Source organism: Flexivirga sp. YIM B11880 (assembly GCF_058148645.1).
In genome coordinates, this window is record NZ_JBMAMH010000005.1 from 265,035 (window position 1) to 288,217 (window position 23,183).

Sequence of the window (23,183 nt, forward strand, 5' to 3'; positions counted from 1 at the left end):
TGCTGACGGTTCGACCAGCAAGAACGCCCAGAGCAGGCGTGACGAGTACAGATAGCATGCGGTCCATCCAGATCCGCATCCACTCCCGGTGGTCGGGCCCGGCGTCCAGGGCGCAGGTGTCGGCGTATTCGATCAGCTCACCAGCGTGCACAGCCCCCATGCTGACCGAGGGCACTGACACCTCAGATGGTGTGTCAGGCGCTGCGGTACGCAGATCGAGCAGGCCCGTCGACGGAGACCAATCGCTCGTCGGAGCGGCCCTCGACACAGGAGCTATCACTGCCTTGGTGGGCGAGCGAACCTCCCGCGACGCGTAACACGGCCTCGACCACCGGACGAGGCACGTCGTCACGCCACCGGTCGCGGTCCGCTGCCGGCAATTCCGGCCATGACGGCGGGTGCGGCAACACATTGCCGAAACCGCTCGACGTCTCGTACATCGCCCGCGCCGCTGCCTCGAGCGCCGCTGCGAACACCGGACCGTAGGCCGTGGAAGTTGCGGAGCCCGGCATCGGTCCGCCGGCATCGGGTCCTGTCATCGCTTTCCCTCCTGGCTGATCGTGCACGTCCCCCACTGACCACGGCGGGCACGCTGCGCCTCCCTTTGCGCGGCAACATACTGTGCGCGGCGTGACTCCGGGGCTGTCGAGCGTGGGTGATATTCCGACGCCCTGCCCGCCTGGATCATCGCCAGTCCGACGTCGCGGCCGTCGAGAGTGACGTAACGCAACAGGCGCCCGTAGCGATCTACAGTGTCGCTGCCCGGGCCGGGCGACAATGTGACGGTGTGGCGCCAGATCATTCGATCCAGCGCGGTCCGGGCATCCTCTCCCCCGCATTGCTCCGGCGCGGACCCGTGTCGGACCTCCGGAGAGTTTGTCCCAAGGAACCTAATTCGCTGCGACCGGCCATCGACGTCGGCGCGGAAGGTGTCGCCGTCTGTCGTCGCTGTCACGTAGGCCTGCACTCGCCCGCCGTGGATGGCTGCGCGTGTGGTCGACGAGCCGCCCACCGGCGACCACGTCGAGGCCGTTGACTGGCACCCGGTCACCAGGACCGCAGAGGCAACCAAGCTCGCAACGCGCCAGCTCATCACGACCGCTGCGTTCGCCGCAGCGCGACGGCCGCCAGCACGACTGCGGGCACGAGCAGCACGACCAGGATCGGCAAGGTGAGCAGCTCGCGCGGGTCGTTGTGCCCCCAGCGTGGATGCCACCACCGATCCGCCAGATAGCACGCAACGAACACCGCGGGGACGCACGCGACCAGAGTGACCCACACCTGCACCCACGGGTACCGGGGCCGGTCCGGCTTGTCGTAGCGGCTGCTTATCGGTGGCATCGGGGTCACAGCCAGGTGCCGGTACGCCCGCCGCGGCGACGCGGCCGCGCACCCTCGATGAGCCGCAGGTTCTCGTCGTGCTTCCCCTCGGCCTCCCGGCGAACCATGCCGCCGACTACCGCGCTGCGGGCGAAAGTGATGTCCCGTTGGGTGTCCCCACGGTCAGCCTCGTCCTGGGCGTGCGCGATCGCCGCGCTCAACACACGTCCGGCACCTATCAGGTCAGTCGCGGTGACGATCGGCCCGAGGTCCCAGCGATCCGCCTGCGGTACGGGGTTACATGCGCCACCATGCCGCTCCAGCGCACTCTGCGCGGCGCGCAACACCTCAACGTGCTCGCGCGCGCTCTCGTGCTCGTGACGGAGATGGTGCTGCACCACCAGGTCGACGTCCTCGGCGCTGATCCCGGCATCCGCGAGGATCTGCAGTTGCTCGGCCTCGTCCGCCTCGTCCGCGCGAGAGAAGTAATTCCCGCCTCCCCGGCCGACCATCACCGATCTCCCCGCGCGAGCAACGACCGTGCTTCAGCAACGGTGAATCTCAGACCCGGCCAGGCCCCAGCAGCGAAGACGAAACTCGTACCGTCGTCGTCGACGACAGTCAGCGCCCCATCGCCGGCGTAGCCCTGCGACAGATCAGCCGGATCAAGCGGACTGAGCCGGCCGGCGCTGTCACGGGAGAACAGCACGACGTCTCTGCGTTCGACGTGCAGTTCCTTTCCCTCAGGGTGTCGCGTGACGGTGTCGAGACGGTCCACGGTGATCGGACCGACACCCGGCACCAGCAGCGCCAAGTGCGTCACCACGTTCTGTGTCTGTCCGATCTGGTTCATACCATCTGTCACGGGTCGAGCTCCTATCTCGATTCCGGGGCCTGGCCGGCGATCGCGATCATCATGATCGATCTGCCCCGACCGAACTGCCGAGCGCAATTCCGACACCACCCAGGAGTGCCAGCACCCATGCGAAGTTGAGTACGGGCCCACGAACCCCGCACACGGTGAGTGTGATTGCCGCACCGAACAGGAGCACCACGAACAGCCCTCTGGCCAGGCTCAGCATGATCTCGACGTCGGAACGTTCCCGCGCGAACATGTCGTCGGCCTCAGAATTCTTCGAGTGCATGGTTATCTCCCGTTCGGTTGTCGCAGGTTCGGGGTGTCATCGTTCAGGTGCACGGTGTGATCCCGTCGTCCGAACCATGCCGAGACGGTTCGGCGTCCGACGGCGCATTCGTCGCCTCGGCCAACACCGTTAAGTGGGGTACGGCGGCGGCCGTGAGGCCCTTCCTTGCTAGGTCGGTCGCGAACACTGCGTAGCCGCCGGGGGCGTCCGGCGCTGCCTGCCACGGCACCAGCGCGGTCGCGGCAAGACCGGCGAGTCCGTCCCATTCACCACGGGCCGCATACCCGTTGAGACGCAAGTAGTCGCGGCGGGCCTCGACACACCAGTCACACTCTGTATTGAACGAGGTACAGATGTGTACCAAGCCGCCGGTAGCTTCGTCGCGGCTGACGCATTCGTGATCCGGCCACTGTTGCCGATAGAGACTTCCCCGCGCGGCGGGCGACGTCGTGATCATGTTTGCCATCTCCGAGTTTCAGCGCTGCTCGTCGTGTTCGACGACGAGCACCTCGAGTGGCTCGCCCACCTCGTACTGGCGCAGTGTGTCTTCGATGCAGCGCAACGAGGAAGCACGGTCAAAGCCGCCCGATCCTGATCCGATCAGCGGCATCGCGATGCGTTGCATCCGGTGGGTGCTCGCCGCTCGAAGGGCCGAGTGCACAGATGCCTGGATTGAGGCCTCGGTAGCCCTCCAAAGGAGGTTGAGTCCGGCCACGTGGATCAGCTTCAGGCGCGTGCTCAACTCGCCGGCATCGGTGACCACGCATCCGCCTGTGGGGAGAATCCCGGCCTGGGCGAGTTGCTTCCATGGTGCTGGTCCGGTCTGCCGTTTGAGCGCCCTGCTGACCCCGCCGGGGTAGAGCAACCAGCGCGGCATGTAGTTGCGGTTCCACGTGTTGATCAGGGCGTCGACGTCGTGCTGGTCGGCGAGGTCGCCGCTGATCCTGCGGATGCGCACCGCGACCGCTGCCCGTTCGGGCGCCGGGTCGAACCGTTCGGCGGCCATCAGCTGGCCGCTCGGTCCGGGTTGAGCCACTCGTGATTACGGATGATCGTCTCGGTCCGCTCGGACAGCTCCACCGGTGCCCCACCGTCGTCTGACCGGTTGCAGACCTCGTCACGCAGGATTCTTTCGGCATCGGCACGGTGGCCTTCTGCCTCGAAGACCGCGACCAGGTCGAGTTTGGCGATTTCTGAGTCTGGTGCAACGGCGGTGGCGATTTCAGCCGCCGCCCGAGCACGGACGAGGTCCCCAGATTCCAAGCACGAGGTGGTGACCATGTGCGCGACGTCGACGATGGCGGCGTTCATGTGGTGATCGATCCGGTCGCCACCGGCCAGCCACTCTCCACCGCCCGGGCGCATCTGATCGAAGGGGCGTCCGTCGACCAGCTGGAGGGCGCGCAGCAGATCGGCGATGCCCTCGCTCCCGCCTCGGGCTTCACCTCGGGCGCGCAACCTGCGGAACAGGTCGATGTCGACCAGGATGTCCTCCACCTCGTACACCCCGACGCCGCGGCATTTGGCTGCTGCGGATTCGCGCGCGTTCGGCAGGTGTTTGTTGCCGGTGCGTGGGTTCACCCCAAGCCAGTCGCGCACCATCTTGATGTCACTGCGGGCCCGTCCCTCGGTGAGGTTGAACGCCTCAGCCAGCTGGGCCGGGGTCGCACCGTAGGGCCGTGTTGCCAGGTACGCCAGCAGCTCGGTGGCGTAGGGCTTGCGCTTGGCCACTGCCACGGCGGAGCCGTGCGTTCGTGCATGGATCGGGCCCAGCAGGGTCAGACGCGGCAGCGGACAGTCGTCGTTGAACCAGGCCGTGACGTCGTCGTCGAGGGTGGGGTCGGCGGCTTCGATGTCCGCCCGGACCTGGGCCGGGACCTGTGGGGCCAGCGCTTTCAGGTCTTCTTCGGTTGTCGCGGCCGCGGCGACGTAGTCGGCGTCCTCGGCGTCCAGCACACTCTCGGCTGTCTCGTCGTCGCGGTCCTCGCGTGGTTTGGTGTGCTCCTCGCGCAGCGCGCCGGCCTCATTGGTGAACGACCGCCATCCGTCGGTGGCGTCTTGGTCGACCGGGATCGCGATGTCGTCGAGGACCTCGCTGTTCGCGAACAGTGTGGCGCAGCCTTTGGCCTCGTCGGCGGTTAGTCCGACCGCTACCAGGTCGAGTCCGGCGCGAGGCATCGTCAGCCGCCCAGCGGAGCTGAGGTTGAGCACGGTTCCAGTCGGGGGTTCTTCGCTCTGCGTGGCTGACACGACGATCGCGGTGCCGGTCTTTCCGCTGTGCTGCTCGACCAGGTCGAGTAGCTGGTCGACGACCTTCCGATCCGCAGTCCGGTCGGCGTCAACCAGCAGGAGCCGGGCGGGCCACACATCGTCGTCGGTTTTGCTGCCGCGGCCAGTTGTCACGTCGACCTGTTGCGCTTCGGCGCGGTCGATCATCGCCACGGCATCGGCGACGGCCTCGGCGGCGGCGTCACCGGACGCGTCGTGGTAGCGGACCCGCTCGGGGTTCAGCCCGGCGATTTCGCTGGCAACGCCGATGCAGTCGACCGTGACGCCGGCTGACCATGGGTTGAGCGCGAGTTCTGCCGCGAGGTATCGGGCGAAGTCGTGCGCGTAGGTGGTGTCTCCGGTCAGGTTGATCGCGGCGAGGTCCTCGCAGTTGAGCAGCCACACGTGGTCGTCGTCGCTGGAACCGATGGTGACCAGGAGCGGGTAGGGCGCCGGCTGGTCTTGGTCCAGGTCGGCGGGCAGACCGGCAAGGCCCTCGGCCGGGCACACCCAGTGCAGCTGATCGTCGGTGCCTTCCCATGGCTCGGGCAGGGAGCTCGGGCTGCTGAGGTGCAGCACGATCTGTGTGGTGCCGAGTTCAACCGCGGCGACCGGCGGCAACGTCAACCCGGCGTCCGTGGCGTGGGACGCCAGACCCCGCAGCAGCGTGTCCATCTGCTCGACCGTGGGAGCCGACGTCGCACCGACAGCGGTGATGGTCTTCTCGACCGGTGCCAGCTCGGGCTCTGGTACGGCGATCGTTCGCCCCGGACGGCGGGCTCGGAACTGGGTGCGACGACGCCGGCGCAGCGTGAGCCACGCCGATCCCGCCAGGATCGCGCCGGCGCCCGTGAGGCCGGTCAGCATCCAGGGCGCGCTGCTCGCGTGCTGTTGGTCCAGCTGGGCCTCGTGCGGAACGGTCTGCTGTTCCGTGGACTGTGCCGGCGTCGGTGTGCTGTGCGTTTGTGGCGGCGCGGGGGTTTCGTGCGTGGCCTTCGGCGCGGGCGCCTGGTGGGTAGGAGCAGGAGCCGCAGGTGGTGTCGCCGTCGCAGTGGGTTTTGGTGCACTGTGTTTCGGTGCGGGCGCATGGTTTGGTGCCGGGTGTTGGGTGATCGCCTGCTTGACGTGACTGCTGCTCGTCGAGCCCGGGATGACCAGCGTCCATCCTGCGCCGATGTGGTTGGGGTTGGTCAGGTGGGTGCCGCCCGGCTGCACGAGCGCCTTCGAGGCCGCTTCGATCTCGGGGTATCGGTTGGCGTCGCCGAGTTGCTTTTGCGCGATCCCGGACAGGGTTTGCCCGGCGTGCACGGTCACGGTGTGCTCGCCGGTTGACGTCTGCCCCGCGGGTGCCGGCAGGTGGAGGGTCCAGCCGGGTTTCAAGAAGCCGGGCTTGTTGCCCAGCACGTCGTGATTCAACGCGGCGATCTCGGTGTATCGCTCGCCCGAACCCAAGTGGTCTCGGGCGATGGACCACAAGGTCTCACCTGGCTGCACCGTGTGTTTGACCGTGTGGGTGGCTGCCGGTTTGGTGGCCTGTTGGCCGTGGCTCGTGTCCTTGGCCTGCGGGGCGGACTTGCTGCCGGGATGGGCGACGGAGGAGGCGGTCACGTTCTGCGACGCGGGCAGCGGGGCGGCGTTGGCCAGCTGAGCGGTGACGGGCGAGGCAGTGAACAGCAGGATGGCCATGCCGACCATGCCCTTGGCGGCCGACTGCGGCATGTGCAGTCCGGGCAGCTGCGGTGCCCGGACTCCTCTGGCGCGGGCGAAGATCTCCAGCACGATCGACACCGTGAGGAACGCCCATGCCACCCAAGCGATGACTTTGACGGCCGACAAGGCGAGGGTGCCGTCGTCGGGGTTGGTCAATGCGGTCTTGATGCCGTCGAGCGTCGGCACCGACAAGTGCGCCGGGTTGGCTCCCACGGCAAGCAGCACCAGGGGCAGCCCGATGATGATGCCCAGGATCAGCAACGTGGCGAACAGCCCGGCGAGCCGGGCGCGGATGCCTCTCATCGGGCTACTCCATTCTGCGCGCGGATCAGCCGCGCGCTGCTGTGGCCGGTGACGTGCAGGCTCCCGATTCCCATGACCGACAGGAACTTGGTCTGGTAGTTCTGCGAGGTCGTCACCACCAAGGTGTCGTTGCCTCTGACCGCAACCGTGCCGTCTACTCCGGCTGCTGCCAGGTAGCTGCGGGCAGCGGCTGCCGCTGCGTTGGTGTCGATCTGGGCGCCCTGGCCTTCGACAGCGGGCCCGCCGAGGACCTGCTCGCCGCCTGCCCGTGCGGCCTGGCCGGCCACATCCCGGGCGCGTTGCTGAGCGGCGACCTGCCCGCCGAGGTCGACGGCCAGACCCACGAGCACGATCATCACGAAGGCCGCCGCGGCCATGAAGATGGTTACCGAACCGCGTTCGCGGTCGAGTTCCTGATGCTGCTTCTTGCCGTTCTGCATCATCGCTCCCGGTATGTGTCGAGCGGGCTGGTCATCGTCTCGGTGATCGTCATCGACCCCGGGACACCAGGCACGGACACGTCCGACAGGTCGACAGTGCAGCGAACCGTCGCCCGGATGGTGGCCGGTGTCCCCACGGGAGCGGCGAAACCGGAGGCGTCGACGTCGACGTGTTGCGAGATGCAGTGCAGGCCTTGTGATGTCAGGCTTGCCGCCGCACCACTGGCCCCGCTGCCTTGTGCGGCTCCTTCGGTCCGTTCCAGTGATGCTGTCCGGGCGGCTTCGGCTGCTGCTGACTGCACCGCCTGGTGCGCCATGGCGACCCGGCCGCCAAAGATCACCAGCAGCACGAAGAGCATGAACGCTGGCACCGCGATGGCGGCCTCGATGGCGGCCGAGCCCTCCTCCGGGTCGCGACGGTTGCGTGGCCACTTCATCGGGTGAGCCTTTCCACCGGGACCGTGGCGCTTTGGTGCACCGAGATGGTCCAGCCAGGGATGATGCTCATCGAGGTGCCACTGACGGTGACCGTTGCCCGGTTTCCGGAACGGCCGCCGCTGACGTGGACGCCGGCGAGCACATCGCTGCCGCCGGCATCGCTGACGAAAGAGGCAGCATCGCTGATCCCGGCCGCCGCGGACCCGTTCTGCGCACCGGCGGTTCGTGCACCCTCTTGTGCCGCGGCGATCGCGACGGACCGTGCATGGAACCAGAGGGCAGCTTGCATGCCCAGGAACATCACCGTGAAGAGCGCAGGCAGGAGCACAATCATCTGGATGGAGCTCGATCCGCGTTCGTGTTCCGCCCCGGCTCGGCGGCCGAGTCGGGTGCGGAACAGCGTGACGATCCTGGTCATTGCTCTGCCCGGTCCGTCTACTTGATGTCGCCGGACTTGCTGCGGACGTAGGCGGTGATGGCTGTCACGACGATGCCGGCGATCGCGATCACGGCAACCGCCCAGACGACGGACTCGATCGAGACCGAGCCCTCCTCCCGGTTGTCTCGCATGGTGGTGCGGGCCTCGTCGAGGCTGTTCTGCATGCGTGCGCCGAGAGTGTGCAAAGTGGCGATGAGCTGAATCATGGTTGTGCCTTTCTTCTAGTAAGTGGCCGGCGGCCCGGTTGGTGACGGTTCAGTTCGGTTGGTCTGGTGTGGCGGGGAAATAGGTCCGATCAGCTGCCACCTCCGACTACTCGCAGCAGCGCCGGCGCGATCAGCAGGGCCATGAAGATCACCCCGAGCAAGCTCATCGGGATGCTCATCCGTTCGCCTACCTCGTTGGCCTTGGCGAGTTCGGAGTTGAGCATCGCGGTCCGCATCGACGCCGAGCGGGCGCGCAGCTGGGTGTAGATCTGAGTTCCTTCCTCCCCGGACAGCCGCATGATGTCGGCCAGGTCCTCCAGCTCGGTCAAGCCGAGCTCGTGCCCCAGTGCCCGGATGGCTTCCCAGGGCGCCTCCCCCGACCACCGTGACCGGGTGAGTTCTTCGCTGAGCCGGCGGAACACCCAGCTGTCGCCGACACCCGCCGCGACTTCCATCGCCTGCCGGGCACCCGAGCCTGAATTGCGCTCCAGCGCAACAAGATCGATGTACGCACCCAGCGCCCGGTTGAATTCGTCGCGGGCCTTCTTGGCGTCGTCGCGTGCGTTGTAGTCGGGTAGGAAGAACATCACCCCGGCGAACACGAGCGTCGCGACGACCGGGATGACGAACGGCAGCCGCAGTCCGATCACCGCGAAGAAACTCGTCAACAACGGCGGGACGACCAGGCCGAAGACGGCGAACAGCACCTTCTCGCCGTAGAAGCGGGTCAGCGGAATCCGCAGCAGCGCCAGCTCCCTGTGTGGGGTGCGGGCCCACGCGCCAGGCGGGAACGTCTTGAGCGCCCACTGACCGACCCGCTCACGGGAATCCGCCGGCTGCGCGGCCGTCTCGGCACGATCACGAACGCGACGCGGCTGGTCCGGGGAGAGACGCCCCAGGGCGTCCCCGAGGTCGGGTTGAGCGGGCACCAGCCGCCACACCAGCAACGCAATGCCGAGGCCGATGAACCCGCCGCCGACCAGCGCCAGTTGCAGTCCCGTGATCATGCTTTCCCTCCCTCAGCCTGCATCCCGATGAAGCGCGGAAGGGCCGCGCCGCGCGTCATCGTGCGCATCCAGATCAAGGTGGCGACGTACGCGCTCAACAGCACAACCAGCAGGACCTGCCCCAGCGGCGAACCGTACGGTGCGACATACCGTCCGGTGAGTGCCAGGAACGCCAGCACGCCGACAGTGATCAAGGTGATCCAGCGGGCAGTCGCGCGAGGCTTGGCGCGGTCGGCCTCGATCTGCCGGCGAGCCCGCACGTCAGCAGCCACCGACTCGGCCAGTGACTCCAACACGTTGGCCAGGCCGCGACCGCGGCGCCGAGCCCCGAGGATCAGGTTGGCGGCCACCAGGTCTCCCGTGGCGTCGTCGAGATCCTCGGCAAACGCCCGCAACGCGTCCTCGGTACCCCACCGGGCACCGAGCCGAGCGACCAGCCGGGTCACCTCCGGGCGTATAGCGTCCGGGGTCGATCGCAACGTGGCGATCAATGCCTGCTCGAGACCGACTCCGGCCGTGAGGACACCCGACAACGACCGGGTCCACTCCTCCATCGCTTCGAGCCGCTCGATTTCGGACGCCGCACGAGGCGCGGTCAGCAGCATCGGCAGCCCCACGATGATCGCGGGCACCGCAAGGATCGCGATGAACCATCCCGTGACGATCGCCACGATGAGACCTGCACCAGCCCCGACCAGCAATAGCACCCGGGTTCTAGGGGAGATTTGACCCAGCCGTGCCACCAAGGGCAGGTGCGTCCGGGCTGGTGCAGGTGGCTTCTCCGGCGCGGGTCGAACACCCAGCACAGCACCCAGCACGCCGGCCACGATGAGCGCACCCGCCAGGCCAGGGACCAGGGCGGTCATGAGGTTTCGCCCCCGTGGATCCGGCGCTCGTCCTCGAACGCGCGAGTGTCGAATCCGTGCTCTTCCAACACCCCGCGGATGTGTTCCGGCAGCACGCTGGCGACCGCCGGCCCGCCAGACTTAGGCCGGAACACATGCTGAGTCGCATACCCGGTGGACTCTTCCCCGGGCTCGACCGAGACGATCTCAGAGATCCACCGCTGCGGCCGCCTCTCCTCGTCGGTCCCCTCCTGCGCACCGGGCTGGTAGTGCAGCTGCACGATCAGGTCGACGTGTCCGGCCACCGCACTCACCGCATAACCGTCGGAGATGTGCGCGCCCGCCTCCATGGCGCACATGACCAGTTTTCGGATCGCCGCCTTCGCGTTGGCCGAGTGCGTCGTGCTGATCGACCCGGACGTGGACTGCATGGCCTTGATCATCGACAAGATCTCCGGACCACGGACCTCACCCACGATCGTGCGTCCGAGCATGAACCGGAAGCTGTCGATGAGCAGCTCATCGAGCGTGATTTCACCGGCCTGCCGGCCGTTCATGCCCACTTCCCCCGATCCCGGACGGGACTCGAAGGCGATGACCCGCTTGTGGCGAGGCATCTCATCCAGGAAGAGCTCGTACTCCGTCTCGAAGGTGCCGATCTTCTCCCAGGGGTCGATGGCGGCGCACAGCCCGCGCACCATGGTCGTCTTTCCCGCGCCTTGCGGGCCGGCGACGATGATGTTGAGCCGGGCCTTGACTGCCGCTTCGAGGAAATCGGCTTGCAGATCGCTGAGCATCCCGGTCGCGGCCAACTCACGCAGGTCCGTATCGCGCACGCGGTGCCGGCGGATCACCACTGTCGGCCTGGTGCAGCTCCAGCATGCGGCAGCGAGTCGAGCGCCTCCTGGAAGGTTCATATGCAACCGGGGTTGCGCCTCGGAGAAGGGCCGTCCGCTGCCTGCTTTGCTGCCCAGGAACGTGAGGAACTCAACCAGCTCCTCGTCGCTTTCGGCGACCGGCGGGCCTTGTTCGATCCGCCCGTCGTCGTGCAGTAAGAGCACATGATCGTTGCCGTACGCCTCGATGTTCTCCACCGTCTCGTCATCGACCAACGGCTGAAAACGACCCAACCGGAACAGTGCGTTGAAGATCGCGTCGGCCATGTCGTCCTGCTGGTCCAGGGACCACGACTGACGGCCGGCCGAAACAGCCTCTGCTGCCTCGCTTTCCAGTAGTTCGACGATGATCGAGCGCCCGAGTTCCTCCTGGGCTTGCTCATCCAACGTGCGGTCTTCACCGATCGCCGCACTCAGCTGCTCGGATGCCCTGCCGCGGAACGCAGCGACCAGCCCCCAGTCGATGCCGTCGTGCGCGTTCGCGCCCGTCTTGCGTCGTCGTGCTGATCTGCCTGCCCGACGCCCTCGCCCGCCATCGGACTCGTCGTCGTCCGACCCTGGCTGGTCGACTGCATGAATGTAGGCGCGGCGGTCGTGCGACTGCTCCCCCAGCGAGAACGATGACCGCACTCGGCCAGTCTTCGGCTGGGCCGCGGCCGCGCTGTCGTCGCCGGCGAACAGCGGCAAGGAGGTGGGGTCTGTCGGGTCATCCGGATCGGACACCCAGGGGTTCGACTGGGTCATGCGGGGCTCCCTACGTTCTTGGTGGCCTCAAGATCGGCGCGGTTGCTTTCGACCGCGGCCTGGATCGCTGCCCCGGTCGCGCGCAAGCCGCGCACCAGGCTGGAGTTGTCGAACTTGCGCGGGCGGTTAGCTCCGGTGGAGAACACGGAGGCGCCGCCGGTATCCCACGGAACGCTCTCTATGACGGGCAGTCCGAGGACTTTGCGAACTTCCCGCGCGCCGTATGGCTGTCCCTCCCCGATCAGCAGGGTGCCCAGCCGGGGCAGAGAACCGATCTTCTCGAACTCCTCGCGCAGTGACTCGGCCCAGGACCTGGCACCCGATAGCGCCGGCAGGCTTGTCCGCATCGTCAGCAACGCCAGATCGGCGCCCATCATCAAGGGTCCCGGCGCGCCCTCCAAGCCGAGTCGGCCCGCGTCGACGATGACGTCCTGGCCGTTGCGCTCCAGCCCGCGTAGTGCGCTTGTGAGGGGACCCCACAACGTCGTCAGGCTGCGCGCTTGCGCGTGGCTGCGGACCCCGGGAAGCAGCAGGGCGTTCGAACCCGGGATGGGCACCATCTGAGACCACAGCGACTGCGCCAGGTTGCCTTCGCGGTGTGCCACCGCCAAGTCGATCAGACCGCCGGAGTGAGCGACCTCGCCGTGGAAGTAACCCGCCAGGAGTCCACTGCCACCGGTCGGGTCTGCCTCGACCAGCACAGCTGGACGCGGCCAGGTCAGTGTCAGGCCCAGGGCAGTAGCCGTCACGCCGGGCGATCCCGAGGCTGAGGTGAGAATGATGATTGCCATGGCTCAGTGCTCTCGCGAGTCCAAGACGAGAGCGACCTTTCCGGTGGCCGCCATCGATGCCACGTCGGGCGCCTGGTCCTTGGGGACCAGGACGTCCACCACCTTCTGCCCGTTCGAGCCGCCGTTCGAGACGCCGACGACGGTCGCTGCGACGTCCGTGGGTGTCGAGTCGGTCTTGTACTGTCCCTGCTGGCCCGGGGTCAGCACGATCCGCACATCGTCGCCGTTCTCTAGCCCGTTGGCCGGAAGAGCACCGGGCGCCAGGCTGATCCCAACCTCGCTCTCGCCTGCACCGGGCACCACGCTTGAGGTGATCTCGTCACCGGTGACCAGCCCGCCCGCGGCGATGTCCATCGCTGCGCGCTTTCCGACCACGTTGTTCAGTTGCGATGCTGACAGCGGTTTCAAACCGGGGTCCACCCCCACGCGGACGGTCATCACGTCCCCACGAGTGATCACCTCACCGCGGTGCACCGTCGATCGCACCGCGAGGACTTCCTTCGCGGAGTTCATCGACGTGAAAGCCATCACGGCCAGCAACGCCCCCAAACAGACCGCAGCCACCGATGCGGCGATAAGCAGTGGCCGCCGGCGCATCTTCGGCGGCGGCGCCACGGTGTCACTCGAAGCCGCGGGTCCGATCGCGTCCTCGGGATCCTTGGTCCCCCGGTCGCGGCGGCGCGCGCTGCGCTGCTCGTCTGTTGGTGCAATTGCCATGGCTGCTGTCTCCCCAGTCAGTCCGTGTTCCGTTGGATACCGCTCACTTCGTGANGGATCCTTGGTCCCCCGGTCGCGGCGGCGCGCGCTGCGCTGCTCGTCTGTTGGTGCAATTGCCATGGCTGCTGTCTCCCCAGTCAGTCCGTGTTCCGTTGGATACCGCTCACTTCGTGAGCACTTGGGCCTCGCCGATTCGAATGGTCGTTCTGCGGGCCGTGGTGACCGGGATCGTGCCGGTCTGACCGATGCCAGACCAGGTGATCGTCCAGTAACTCGTCGCCGTCACCGTGTAGCTGCCCTGCTTGGCGTACTCGTTGTGCCCGCACGTCGGGGACTTCGCCTTGCCGGCCGCCGCTGTGTACGGCGTACCCGGCCCATCGCAGGTGATGATCTGGCCGTCGCCCATGTTCCACACGACGCGGTCGACCTTGCCGATCGCCGTCACGGTGTACCCGGCAGCGGAAGCGCTCTTGGTGATCGGGCCGAACGTGTTCGGGGTCGGATTCTTCACCCACATCCACTGTGGGAGCCCGACCAACCCGACCTTGCCGGGGTCGTTACCCGGGACGATCCCGATCGTGATCGCCTTCAGCTGCATGGCCGTGACTGCTTCGCGTGCCAACTGCACCGGGTCAGGCGGCGCCTTCGGCCCGCCCGGCTGCGTCGCAGACCAGAAGAAGAACCGAGACGTAATTAAGTCGCACTGGTAGATCGTGCCGTTCTTGTGCCCCTGCCACACAGGATCAGACTTCGCCGGTTGCGGCTTGGCAACGCTCACGTAGCACTGCTTCGACGGCGACCACCACGCATTGCCCTTGGAGCACGGAACTTCCTTGCCAGTCACGCTGCTCTCGCACTTCCCCTTGCCCTTCTTGGGCGGCTTCTTGCCTGGCGGGGTAGGTCCCGGCGGGTCTGGTGTCGGGCTCGGCGGGCCGGGGACCACGATGCTGATGACGCAGATTCCGGTTTTGCCATTCCATACAGTCCCCGGCGGGCACTTCACCCCGCCAGCAGCCTGGGCAGTCGGACGGGTGATCCCCACGAACGCCAGCGACACTCCAGCTGCGAGAACGGCTGCCCGCACCCAGGTCAGCATGTCCCGAGCACTTTCTCATCAGTGACGTACCACTTCTGGGTCTTCGTGTCCTGGGTGACCGCGAACCTCGTCCGGGTGCGCACAGGGGCGCCGGACGGCCGTGGCTGGGGCTTGCCCTTCTTCAGAGTCTTGTTCCCGCTGACATCAACACAAGCCATGACGTTGTACTTCGACACCTTGGACGTCGTTGTGGCGGAGGGCTTTTCGATCATCGTCTTCCCTTTGACTGTGATGCCTTGCTCCCGGCTACTGCCGATGTTGTATTGCCACTGAGCTAGCTCTTTGCCACGCGCCACCTGATCGAGGGAAGTTAGATCACCCTTCGGTTTGGCATAGAGGGCATCGACGCGCTTCTCGAACGCGATCACAGACGCGATGGCCGCTGCCTTGTTCTTCGCCAACGGGTCACTGCTCGTCGTTGTGGACGAGCTGGCCGGCTTCGTTGACGACTTGGTGCCGGGAGGCGCCGTGGCGGTCGTCGATGGCGCCTTGTTGCCGTCGCTGCTCCCGCACGCAGAGACCAGCAGCACGCTCCCCATAGCCAGGGTCGCGCCTGCCATCCGCATCGCCTTCGTCATGTCGGTCTCCTTGTTGTCTCGCCTGCCAGAAGGTCCGTATAAGGGGTCCTGGCGGTCACGTCGGCTCAAATCGATGCACTTACACTAGTGCATTATGAATCTTTGAAGGTGCTCGTCCACAACCTCGTATCGCACTTGTGCCACCAGAGCCTCCCTTCCGCACGGCATCATGGGTTCCGCCGCCTCTTCACCCTGCCTGAGCACGATGCGTCGGCCGTCGAATAGCCACCGGTGACGCGTGTGCCGAAGACGCTCGGCCAGCACCTCGGCGTGCGCCCCGCAAGGATTAGGTCGTTCGATTCGTGGAGTTCTGCGTCGCACGCCGGCCCCAACCACAGTTCGAAAGTCTCGCCCTGGCGCCGCCACCTTCGGGCGTGCTGCGTCAGCTGGTCCGCAAGATCAGACTGCAACGGCATCGCCACGCAGATCTGGTCGCCGTCGCTGCGAACCACCAAGACGTCGTCCACGGCGATATGCCGCAGAACCTGGATGATGATGTGCCGGTAGCAGCCTGCCCACCGTGGAATGCGGACGGCGTCCTGGATTGCTGGTGCAGCGCCCTCCCCCTGGAGTGCGCGCCAGCTGCTCGACGGCATGCTCTAGTCCCTCCGGCGCCTTCCCCGAAAGGGAACGCCGTGCTAAGCAGTGCCCGTGAGGCACCACTTTTTTAGCTCAGGACTCCGGCCGAAACATCAGGCGCAGAGCCGATCTCACCTGCGTGAGCGGCAGCGAAATTTTACCCCGCACAGGTTCGATCGCGCTATGCGCGCAGAGCCTCGTAGTGCCCTCATCACCGGCGCGAGCGGGGGCATCGGCAGCGCCCTTGCACGATGCCTCGCTGGCACCTACGAGTCCTTGATTCTTGTTGACACAGATAGGAATTCGCTCGATGCACTAGCAGCCGAGCTGCCGTGTCAAGCAGTGGTCGCGCCGTTGGACGTCACGGCCACGGACTACCGACACGACCTCGCAAATTGGGTTGAAAAAGCACCGGCTCTTGACTGTGTCTTTACCTTCGCGGGCGCTATGCATACGGGAACGGTGCGCCAGAGCACATTCGAGGACTTGGTGCGAGTCATCGACATAAACCTGATCGGCACCATCGCCACCGTGCACGCATGCCTGCCGTACCTCGAACGTGGATCCAGCATCGTGACCGCGTCTAGCGCGATCGAAAGCATCGCGGTCCCCCGCCACGCGTCGTACGTTGCGAGCAAAGCTGCGGTTTATGGGTTCACTCGCACCCTGGCCAACGAGCTGGACCTTGAGAGCGCTGGAATCCGTGTCAGCACGGCCCTCATCGGCGGCGTTCACACCGACATCCTGCGCAACGGCAGCTTCGCCGAGAACGAGAATCCAACGGAACGGGTGGCCAGCTTCGACCGCCAGATCGCACGGTCAGCGGCCGACGACATCGCTCGGGCCATCGTCCGCGGGCAGCAGCGCGGCTCGCGCGTCATCTACGCGGGCCGGGATTCTCGGATCGCGGCGCTGCTCGCCCGCACCGCCGGTCGATACACTCGACTTCCGCGAGTCTGATCTTGGGGGTGCAGCCATGTCCGGTCCTGAATGGTGCCTTGTTGAGACCTTTGGCTTCAAGCCGCCGACACTGATCGGTCTCGGCTCCAGACCGCGCAACATGGTGCCACTAGACAAGTTCTTCGCCCGCAATCGGGCATCTCTGGCCATGGCACAGGCCGCCCTCGACCACGTCACCACCGCCGCCGAGCCGTACGACACGGTCACATCTGCCGGGCGGCACTGCCTCGCCTACCCGCTCAGCGCGTACGACGGCCGCGTGAACGGCGCCTGGTTCTGGCTCGGAGGGCCCGACGAAGCCGAGCCGGCGGTGCCCCATGACCTCGCCGGCGCCTGGTACTTCAATCTCACCAGCTTCGAGGTCGCCGGATCCGACGAACTGCTCGACCTCTACCACCAGTCCAAAGACGACAGGCGCACCAAGCGCGCTATGGGCGAGGCCTTCACCCGGCTCACCGCCGGCCCGGACGCTTCCGAGGCCTTGGCCAAAATCGTGCAGTCACAACCCGGCAGCGAGCACCAGGCAATCTGGACAGTCGTCTGCGACGACGGCGACCGACGCGCGGCGCACTTCTCGTGTCGAGCCCTGCTGCACGACACGGACGACGGTCCGCAGATCGTCATGCACGGCATCACCCACGACCTCGGCCCCGCAGAGGACGTCCCCCAAGCACCTCGCCTCGCGGTCCTCGAGCGCCGCGTTCTGGATGCAGCTGCCCAACCAGGAACGCACCGCGCGATCGTCGACGTTCGCACCGGCCACATCATCCAGTGGGTCGACTCGCCTCCATCGACGATCGACTGGGCCGTGCCAGGCATCGACATCTTTCATCCCGATGATGCCGAGGTCGTGCAGGATCTCAACCGCCTGGTCGACGGCGCGGTCACACGGCCGATCCGCCTGCGAGGCACCCACACGGAGTGGACCACCGTGAAGGTGACGAGTCAGCCGATGCTGCTGGACAACTCGACGACAGCCGCGCTCTGGACGATCGACGTGAATTCGTAGGGCAGCTAAACCTCGCGCCGGCGCCGAGACTCTTCTAGCGCGTCACGTAATACCTTCAGGCGGACGCCGAGCACACGGGCCAGCGGCGTCAGTTCCGCGTCAGCCGGCATCCTACTGAAGGCCCCCGCCTCCCACCGGATATATGTCGCGGCCGCCAAGTGCGCGAGACGCGCGGTCTCTCGCGAGCCGTAGCCGGCCTCCAGCCGCAGCAGCCGCAAGTCGGCTGGCCCGTCGACGTCCGCAAGGAGGTCCGCAATCCGGACCCCGAGAACCTTCGCTAGCTTGCTGAGGATCGCCGGCGTCGGCGTCGACGTACCCAGCTCCCAGCGGGACACGCGCTCGCCCCCAGCAACGCCAATCCGGTTAGCCAACTGATGCTGGGTCAAACCAGCGTTCACCCGGGCGTCACGCAGCGCTTTCGCACGAAATGGTGAGTGACCGGACACGATGGGATCGTATTCGTTTGGTGCGCCCCCGCACTGGTTGGGTTGTCACTCATTGGTTGGACCAGTGACCGCTGCGCTGGAGCTTCGTCGACCTCCGTTGGGTACCGGCTGAGCAAACGTCGGGTTCGCCGCTGCCAAGTCGTCGCGCTTTCACCTTGTTCCAGTGACCAAGGGCCGAGGTATTCGACGCGACGCGAGTAGCCATCGACGGTCCACGAGGCCGTCGACCACATGCCCACAAATCTCCATCCTCGCGTGTGACCGCCAGAGGCGCGATCTGTCCTTATGTAACTTGAAAGGAGAACAGTATGCCTACCCCCACAACACCCCGCCGCCAGTTCGAGACGCTGGCCGACGCGGCTGAGCGGACCGGCCTGAGCATCCGCACCCTGCGTCGCAGAATCGCTGCCGGCCAACTGCCCGCCTACCGCAGCGGACCTCGCGTACTTCGCGTTGACCCTGCCGACGTCGACCGGCTGATGGTCCTCATTCCAACGGCGTAACACCTCATATGACTCGCGCACAAGACAACCTGCTTTCGCGTTGCCATCGTCCTCGTCGTCGACGATCACGTCCACACTTTGCAGGGCAGACTGCCGGCCAGTCTCATAGCCTCAATTCGATCGTCCGGCGGATCGCAGCAGGATAGCGCGCCCTGCGCCTCGGACGATCAGCATCGTCCAAAAGCTGCTGCCTACCGCCCAGATAGGGCTACTGACCGATCCGCTTCCCATCACCGGACTGAGCGGCTTCCGCGAGGGTCGACGAGATTGGACCCAAAGAAACGAATGCCAGCGTCCATTCGCGGCAGCGGAGTCCGCGACTGTCGCAACTTCGGATGCTTCTAGGAAGCATCCGAAATTCTGACACTCCCTCGCAGGTTGCACGCGACGCCGGCCCGACGAGGAAGGTCCTCTCGACGGCGTGGATAGTAACCAAGTAAGAGGCATTGACCCGTATGGGGTGAGTATTCTCAGGGGCAGCAGACGCTGGGCTGAACTACGCAAGATCTGACCGGGGACGTGCAATGGGGTTCTACGTGCGCAAGACCGTCAAGGCTGGGCCGCTGCGATTCAACGTCAGCAGATCCGGCATCGGTGTTAGCGCCGGAGTGCCTGGTTTCCGCGTTGGGTCGGGTGCGCGGGGCAATTATGCGCACATGGGCCGGCACGGCGTCTATTACCGCACTACGCTTCCGCGCCCTCATACCGCAGCGTCGCCTCCCCCTGCACCTCTGCCTCCGCAGCAGGACCAGCGCCGCGCCTCGGATGCCTTGGTGATGCAGGACACAGCAGGGGCGTCGGCGCTGACTCTGACACCGACCGGGGAGGGGGACATCGTCGAGCAGCTGAACGCAGCCTCTAAGCGGCACGCGTGGGGATGGTTCACAGCCGTCGCCGCGCTGATACTCGGACTCGTGACAATGCCGATCGGCCTCGTCATCTGGCTGATTGGCCTGCCCGCGAGCTGGTGGATGTTTCAGCGCGACATTCGTAACCGCTCGGTAGTGTTGTTCTACGACGTTCAGGACGATGCCGCGGCTTGGTTCGACACGCTCGTGTCGAACTGGGTCGAGCTCACTTCCTGCGCAAAGTTGTGGCGCACCATCCAGACGGCGCCCACCACGACCACGCACCAGCGTAAGATCCATGCAGGCGCAGGGCACGTGGTAAACCGTGCGACCGTGAAGGCGACACTCGTTGGTCCCAAGAATCTGAAGACGAACATTGCGGTCCCCGGACTTGAGAGTGGGAAGGCAGCCATTTACTTCCTGCCAGACCGCGTATTGGTGCGGGAGGGTAAGCACTACTCGGACGTGAGCTATAACCACCTACGCGTAGCTGGGCGGCAGTCGCAGTTCATCGAAAGCCCAGGGGCGCGCCTTCCGCGCGACGCGCAAAGAGTCGGCCAAACCTGGCAGTACGTCAACGTGCAGGGAGGTCCCGATCGCCGGTACAAGCAGAACCCGGTCCGCCCGATAGCCCTCTATGGGCACATGCACGTCAGCAGTCCCGGGGGCTTGGATTGGAGATTGCAGACCTCACAACCGGGTCCCGCGACGACCGTAAGCAACACGTTGTCGAGATGGCCGGGACCATGCAGCACATCGTCCCAAGGTGACGACGGATTGTCGCTAGCCCCACCGCAGATTCTCGCGCCGCCAGCATCTCCGGAACTCCCGCAGCAGATCGCGGCGCCGTCTCCCGCAGCAGATCGCGGCGCCGTCTCCGCCGCGGCGATCAACCTCGAACCACCGGTGTCCCCATCGCGACCGAGATCTGTTGCTGAGCCCCGCCAGCCGGGCGACAATCCCACGCAACTAACAACGGCGGCAGTCGAGCCATGGGCCAAACCAGAGTGGCCAGCTGTCGATGTGGCAGGCGCCTCCCATTACAAAGAGAACGCCCTTCGCGTGCTTGCGGTTGCAGGTCGTGGGCGGCTCGAAGGCGGCAGCAGCGAGCTCGAGCTCTCGGCAGAGCTTCAACTCGATTCACGGAACGAGTACGACGCAAACGCAGTCAAAGTGCTCATGCACGGTATCCACGTCGGCTACCTACCCCGCGAGCTGGCGGCAGCGTACGGTCCAGCACTCGATGACCTCCTGGACGACGGCAAGCACTTGGTCGTTCCCGGACGCCTACGCGTATATCAGCACGAAAAGTGGGACGAGCCCGGAACAATCGAGACTTACTCCTACCCTTCGCTGCGCCTCCCGCCAGTCGCTGGCGTACAGCCGTTCAATGCCTTTCCAGATGAGCCATACACGGTCCTGCCCCGCGGCAAGACGATCCAGGTCACCGAAGAAGAACTCCATATGGACATCCTCGGAATGTACGTCGGACGAGGTGACCGCCACGTCGCTGTCACGCTTCACACGGTCGAGCGCCAGAAGACACCACGGTCGCAAATGGCGGAACTCGTCGAGGTGCGACTTCGTGGAGAGCCGATCGGAGTTCTGACCAAGGCGATGTCCGCGCAGCTGCTTGACGTCGTGCGGTTCGTCAGCTCCAAGAACCTCCTCCCAGTGGCACGTGCACGTCTGGCCGGTTCCCCCCTGCGAGTCGAGGCGACCCTGGATGTCGCGAAATCTGCAGAGGTCACCCGGGACTGGATGGATGGACTCGCTGAGCGAGGACTAGGCACTCGGCACAGTGCGCGTTCGATGGAGAGCTACTGACAGGTTCCGGCGTCAGTTCGGCCACTCGCGCTCCATTAGGCCGTTCGCACTCGGAAGGCGTGAGGTCGACGGCATCCCATCAATGTCGAATCGAACTACGACCAAGGCTATGGCTGGGTTAGGGCGGCGGACGTCATCACCACCACCCTTAACGAGTTCCGCAAGGACGCGGCGGCCAGACGCAAGGAGCGGCAATCGAAGTGCTAGGTAGCGCATCGGCATCTCGGCTGCCGAAGCGGTCGGTGCCGCTCAGACGCCCAGAGAGTTGACGTATGTTCGGACAGAGAGGACCGCCTCCCGACGTTCGCGGTGGGTTCGGAGCGGTGGGTTCGGAGGCGTGTCATTTCGCCGCCTGAGGGGCAGCACAAGCGGAAGTCCGCGCGAGTGGTTGCCGAAGTCGAACCACGAGCGCGCCCAGCCGGACACCCGCACTTGGGCGGTTCCTGTGGTCGCGTAGCGGCAAGGGTTCCGGGCAAGAGATGTCGCGGCCGGATACTGAACGCGAGAGGTGGTGGCCGCTGCGGCCTACTCGGAGGCGTCCGAGGGCAGAGATCCTAGAATCCAGGCTTCTACTGCTTCCATCTCGGTATCGTCGAGGTCCAGTCCTGCCTGCTCGCAGAGGAAGAGGACGTTTCTCAGCCATTTCGCTGCCAACTCACGCGCTCCCCCTTCAGCAGTACGAGGATCGCATCCTGCATATACCAATCCAGTCACGACGTAGTCGACCGAAGAACGCGGCACCGGTGCTGCTGAGTCTGCTGCGCGCTCGCGCACGTCGTACCCGATGCGGGCGAGTCGCGGCTGCACTTTGGCGATGCTCGACAACTCTTGGAATAGCACCGCGTACTGCTCACTTGATAACGGAGGCACCTTGGTTACTCGGGCAACGCGAGCACGAATGTCGTCGCCTTCGTCAGTTGTCGTGACCGCATTGGCTTGGTGGCGTGCCGGATCCAAGAGCAGACCGCCGCTGTCAGTCGACTGATAGGTCAGCTCAGGCAGATGCTGTCGCACGAAGGCCGCAAAGCCGCCGGTTCCTGCCCACCTTGACTTGACGATGTCAGGCACGACTCGGCGGGCGGCTGCGGCTGCCGCTGAACCAGGAACAGCGTTGTCACTCTGAGTAACTCTTGCTCGGACCGCCTCGGCTGCACTGGCGACATCCTCCTCGCTGATTGGCGAAGCACCTTCCACTCCGTCAGCACAATGCTGGGCAAGCGCCGCATCTCGGGCAAAGGCGGCGACGAGCTCCATGGCACCCACAGCCGCGTCACATACCGCTTGGTAGGCAGGTGCCGTCTTGCCAGCAGCCACCATCACGGTGCGCCGGTCATGCCGACGTAGTTTTGTCATAAGAGGGCTGAAGTCCGCGTCGGCCGAGCAGATCACGAATTCGTCATAACGAGTTGCGTGTGAGATGGCGTCGACCACGTCGATGACGATATGGATATCGGCCGCCGACTTGCCACGCTGGGTAAGGGAGGGGCAGTCGATTACACGGAATCCTGCGGCAACGAACTGAGCACGGAACCTAGCGAAGCTATGCGGGTTAATGTAGCAATCCCGCACGAGGAATCTTCTCTGGAAGTCACCTTCGTCATCCGTTCCGTGACGTAGGAAATTGACCAGACGGCCTGGGTCGTTGGCGAAGGTATCGGCAGTCTGTTCGTCGAGCTGCCTCAAGCCGCCGAAGACGTTGTCGAAGTCGACGTACAACGCCGATGTCACTGTGCGCATCGTGGCCCCTCAAGTGATCCGTTGCCCTTGCATCGAAGGGTAGGGCACTTCACCGAACGAGACATTGCCGTGGTAAGAAGAGCGCCTGCGGAAGCGCCGGTTCGCTGCCTCTTCTCGATGGACCACGTGACTTACCGTGCCGATCCGGTCCTGGCACGTCGCTAACACCTACGCCATACCGCCGCGAGTGCGCGGACTGTTCGCCTGGACCTGTCGACCAATGCCGCTACCGTCCGAACATGAGCATTGACCTCGATCCGATCTTGGTGGATTTCACAGCGGTGGCTGACCGCCTAGGACTAGCCGGTTGGCCCGCGAACCTTCCTGTTGA

General features: G+C 65.6%; 25 protein-coding genes. 4 read left to right on the plus strand and 21 right to left on the minus strand.

Going from position 1 to position 23,183, the window contains the following annotated elements:
* Nucleotides 1-194: 194 nt before the first annotated feature.
* From ACN8HC_RS10470 to ACN8HC_RS10560, 19 genes are all read right to left on the minus strand, one after another.
* On the minus strand, nt 195-539 hold the full coding sequence (locus ACN8HC_RS10470; protein ID WP_490074768.1) for a hypothetical protein: 345 nt from the start codon (nt 537-539) through the stop codon (nt 195-197).
* Nucleotides 536-1,093 (minus strand): thermonuclease family protein, encoded by a 558-nt coding sequence (locus ACN8HC_RS10475; protein WP_490074769.1) that lies wholly within the window; start codon nt 1,091-1,093, stop codon nt 536-538. The genes ACN8HC_RS10470 and ACN8HC_RS10475 overlap by 4 nt, the downstream gene beginning before the upstream one ends.
* Nucleotides 1,093-1,341 carry a hypothetical protein gene (locus tag ACN8HC_RS10480; RefSeq protein WP_490074770.1) on the minus strand — a complete coding sequence of 83 codons (249 nt, stop codon included), beginning with the start codon at nt 1,339-1,341 and terminating at the stop codon, nt 1,093-1,095. Before ACN8HC_RS10480 ends, ACN8HC_RS10475 begins: the two co-directional genes overlap by 1 nt.
* A gap of 5 nt (nt 1,342-1,346) precedes the next feature.
* A complete protein-coding gene (locus tag ACN8HC_RS10485; protein ID WP_490074771.1) occupies nt 1,347-1,832 on the minus strand; it encodes a hypothetical protein in 486 nt (161 codons plus the stop codon).
* Nucleotides 1,832-2,134, minus strand: a complete 303-nt coding sequence (locus ACN8HC_RS10490; RefSeq protein ID WP_490074772.1) for a hypothetical protein — start codon at nt 2,132-2,134, stop codon at nt 1,832-1,834. Before ACN8HC_RS10490 ends, ACN8HC_RS10485 begins: the two co-directional genes overlap by 1 nt.
* A 374-nt stretch (nt 2,135-2,508) precedes the next feature.
* Nucleotides 2,509-2,922 carry a hypothetical protein gene (locus ACN8HC_RS10495; RefSeq protein ID WP_490074773.1) on the minus strand — a complete coding sequence of 138 codons (414 nt, stop codon included), beginning with the start codon at nt 2,920-2,922 and terminating at the stop codon, nt 2,509-2,511.
* An 18-nt stretch (nt 2,923-2,940) separates the two neighbouring features.
* Complete coding sequence (locus ACN8HC_RS10500) at nt 2,941-3,471, minus strand: macro domain-containing protein (RefSeq protein WP_490074774.1); 531 nt, start codon at nt 3,469-3,471, stop codon at nt 2,941-2,943.
* Nucleotides 3,471-6,746 (minus strand): LysM peptidoglycan-binding domain-containing protein, encoded by a 3,276-nt coding sequence (locus tag ACN8HC_RS10505; RefSeq protein WP_490074775.1) that lies wholly within the window; start codon nt 6,744-6,746, stop codon nt 3,471-3,473. Before ACN8HC_RS10505 ends, ACN8HC_RS10500 begins: the two co-directional genes overlap by 1 nt.
* Entirely contained in the window at nt 6,743-7,189 is a 447-nt protein-coding gene (locus ACN8HC_RS10510; RefSeq protein ID WP_490074776.1) for a TadE/TadG family type IV pilus assembly protein, read from the minus strand. The genes ACN8HC_RS10505 and ACN8HC_RS10510 overlap by 4 nt, the downstream gene beginning before the upstream one ends.
* The gene (locus tag ACN8HC_RS10515) at nt 7,186-7,623 is read right to left on the minus strand and encodes a TadE family protein (protein WP_490074777.1); all 438 of its coding nucleotides are present in this window, start codon (nt 7,621-7,623) and stop codon (nt 7,186-7,188) included. Before ACN8HC_RS10515 ends, ACN8HC_RS10510 begins: the two co-directional genes overlap by 4 nt.
* Nucleotides 7,620-8,042 carry a TadE family protein gene (locus ACN8HC_RS10520; protein WP_490074778.1) on the minus strand — a complete coding sequence of 141 codons (423 nt, stop codon included), beginning with the start codon at nt 8,040-8,042 and terminating at the stop codon, nt 7,620-7,622. Before ACN8HC_RS10520 ends, ACN8HC_RS10515 begins: the two co-directional genes overlap by 4 nt.
* A 17-nt stretch (nt 8,043-8,059) precedes the next feature.
* A complete protein-coding gene (locus tag ACN8HC_RS10525; RefSeq protein ID WP_490074779.1) occupies nt 8,060-8,269 on the minus strand; it encodes a hypothetical protein in 210 nt (69 codons plus the stop codon).
* 89 nt (nt 8,270-8,358) lie between these two features.
* Nucleotides 8,359-9,276, minus strand: a complete 918-nt coding sequence (locus ACN8HC_RS10530) for a type II secretion system F family protein (protein ID WP_490074780.1) — start codon at nt 9,274-9,276, stop codon at nt 8,359-8,361.
* The gene (locus tag ACN8HC_RS10535) at nt 9,273-10,142 is read right to left on the minus strand and encodes a type II secretion system F family protein (protein WP_490074781.1); all 870 of its coding nucleotides are present in this window, start codon (nt 10,140-10,142) and stop codon (nt 9,273-9,275) included. Before ACN8HC_RS10535 ends, ACN8HC_RS10530 begins: the two co-directional genes overlap by 4 nt.
* Nucleotides 10,139-11,761, minus strand: coding sequence for a TadA family conjugal transfer-associated ATPase (locus ACN8HC_RS10540; RefSeq protein ID WP_490074782.1), 1,623 nt, complete (start codon nt 11,759-11,761; stop codon nt 10,139-10,141). The genes ACN8HC_RS10535 and ACN8HC_RS10540 overlap by 4 nt, the downstream gene beginning before the upstream one ends.
* Nucleotides 11,758-12,552, minus strand: coding sequence for a hypothetical protein (locus ACN8HC_RS10545; RefSeq protein WP_490074783.1), 795 nt, complete (start codon nt 12,550-12,552; stop codon nt 11,758-11,760). The genes ACN8HC_RS10540 and ACN8HC_RS10545 overlap by 4 nt, the downstream gene beginning before the upstream one ends.
* A 3-nt stretch (nt 12,553-12,555) precedes the next feature.
* On the minus strand, nt 12,556-13,269 hold the full coding sequence (locus tag ACN8HC_RS10550; protein WP_490074784.1) for an SAF domain-containing protein: 714 nt from the start codon (nt 13,267-13,269) through the stop codon (nt 12,556-12,558).
* Nucleotides 13,270-13,432: 163 nt separating this feature from the next.
* A complete protein-coding gene (locus ACN8HC_RS10555) occupies nt 13,433-14,047 on the minus strand; it encodes a hypothetical protein (RefSeq protein WP_490074785.1) in 615 nt (204 codons plus the stop codon).
* 311 nt (nt 14,048-14,358) lie between these two features.
* Nucleotides 14,359-14,943, minus strand: coding sequence for a hypothetical protein (locus ACN8HC_RS10560; protein WP_490074786.1), 585 nt, complete (start codon nt 14,941-14,943; stop codon nt 14,359-14,361).
* A gap of 762 nt (nt 14,944-15,705) precedes the next feature.
* On the opposite strand from ACN8HC_RS10560, the gene ACN8HC_RS10565 reads away from it, so the two are divergent.
* Both ACN8HC_RS10565 and ACN8HC_RS10570 read left to right on the plus strand, forming a co-directional pair.
* The gene (locus ACN8HC_RS10565) at nt 15,706-16,482 is read left to right on the plus strand and encodes an SDR family NAD(P)-dependent oxidoreductase (protein WP_490074787.1); all 777 of its coding nucleotides are present in this window, start codon (nt 15,706-15,708) and stop codon (nt 16,480-16,482) included.
* A gap of 16 nt (nt 16,483-16,498) precedes the next feature.
* The gene (locus tag ACN8HC_RS10570) at nt 16,499-17,491 is read left to right on the plus strand and encodes a GAF domain-containing protein (RefSeq protein WP_490074788.1); all 993 of its coding nucleotides are present in this window, start codon (nt 16,499-16,501) and stop codon (nt 17,489-17,491) included.
* A 5-nt stretch (nt 17,492-17,496) separates the two neighbouring features.
* Here the strand turns inward: ACN8HC_RS10570 and ACN8HC_RS10575 are convergent, their stop codons facing one another.
* Nucleotides 17,497-17,937: a helix-turn-helix domain-containing protein gene (locus ACN8HC_RS10575; RefSeq protein ID WP_490074789.1), complete on the minus strand. Its 441-nt coding sequence runs from the start codon at nt 17,935-17,937 to the stop codon at nt 17,497-17,499.
* A 308-nt stretch (nt 17,938-18,245) separates the two neighbouring features.
* On the opposite strand from ACN8HC_RS10575, the gene ACN8HC_RS10580 reads away from it, so the two are divergent.
* On the plus strand, nt 18,246-18,440 hold the full coding sequence (locus tag ACN8HC_RS10580) for a helix-turn-helix transcriptional regulator (RefSeq protein ID WP_490074790.1): 195 nt from the start codon (nt 18,246-18,248) through the stop codon (nt 18,438-18,440).
* Between the two features lie 524 nt (nt 18,441-18,964).
* Entirely contained in the window at nt 18,965-21,115 is a 2,151-nt protein-coding gene (locus ACN8HC_RS10585) for a DUF4236 domain-containing protein (RefSeq protein ID WP_490074791.1), read from the plus strand.
* Nucleotides 21,116-21,640: 525 nt separating this feature from the next.
* On the opposite strand, the gene ACN8HC_RS10590 is transcribed toward ACN8HC_RS10585, so the two are convergent.
* Nucleotides 21,641-22,843 (minus strand): NYN domain-containing protein, encoded by a 1,203-nt coding sequence (locus ACN8HC_RS10590; protein ID WP_490074792.1) that lies wholly within the window; start codon nt 22,841-22,843, stop codon nt 21,641-21,643.
* Nucleotides 22,844-23,183: the final 340 nt, after the last annotated feature.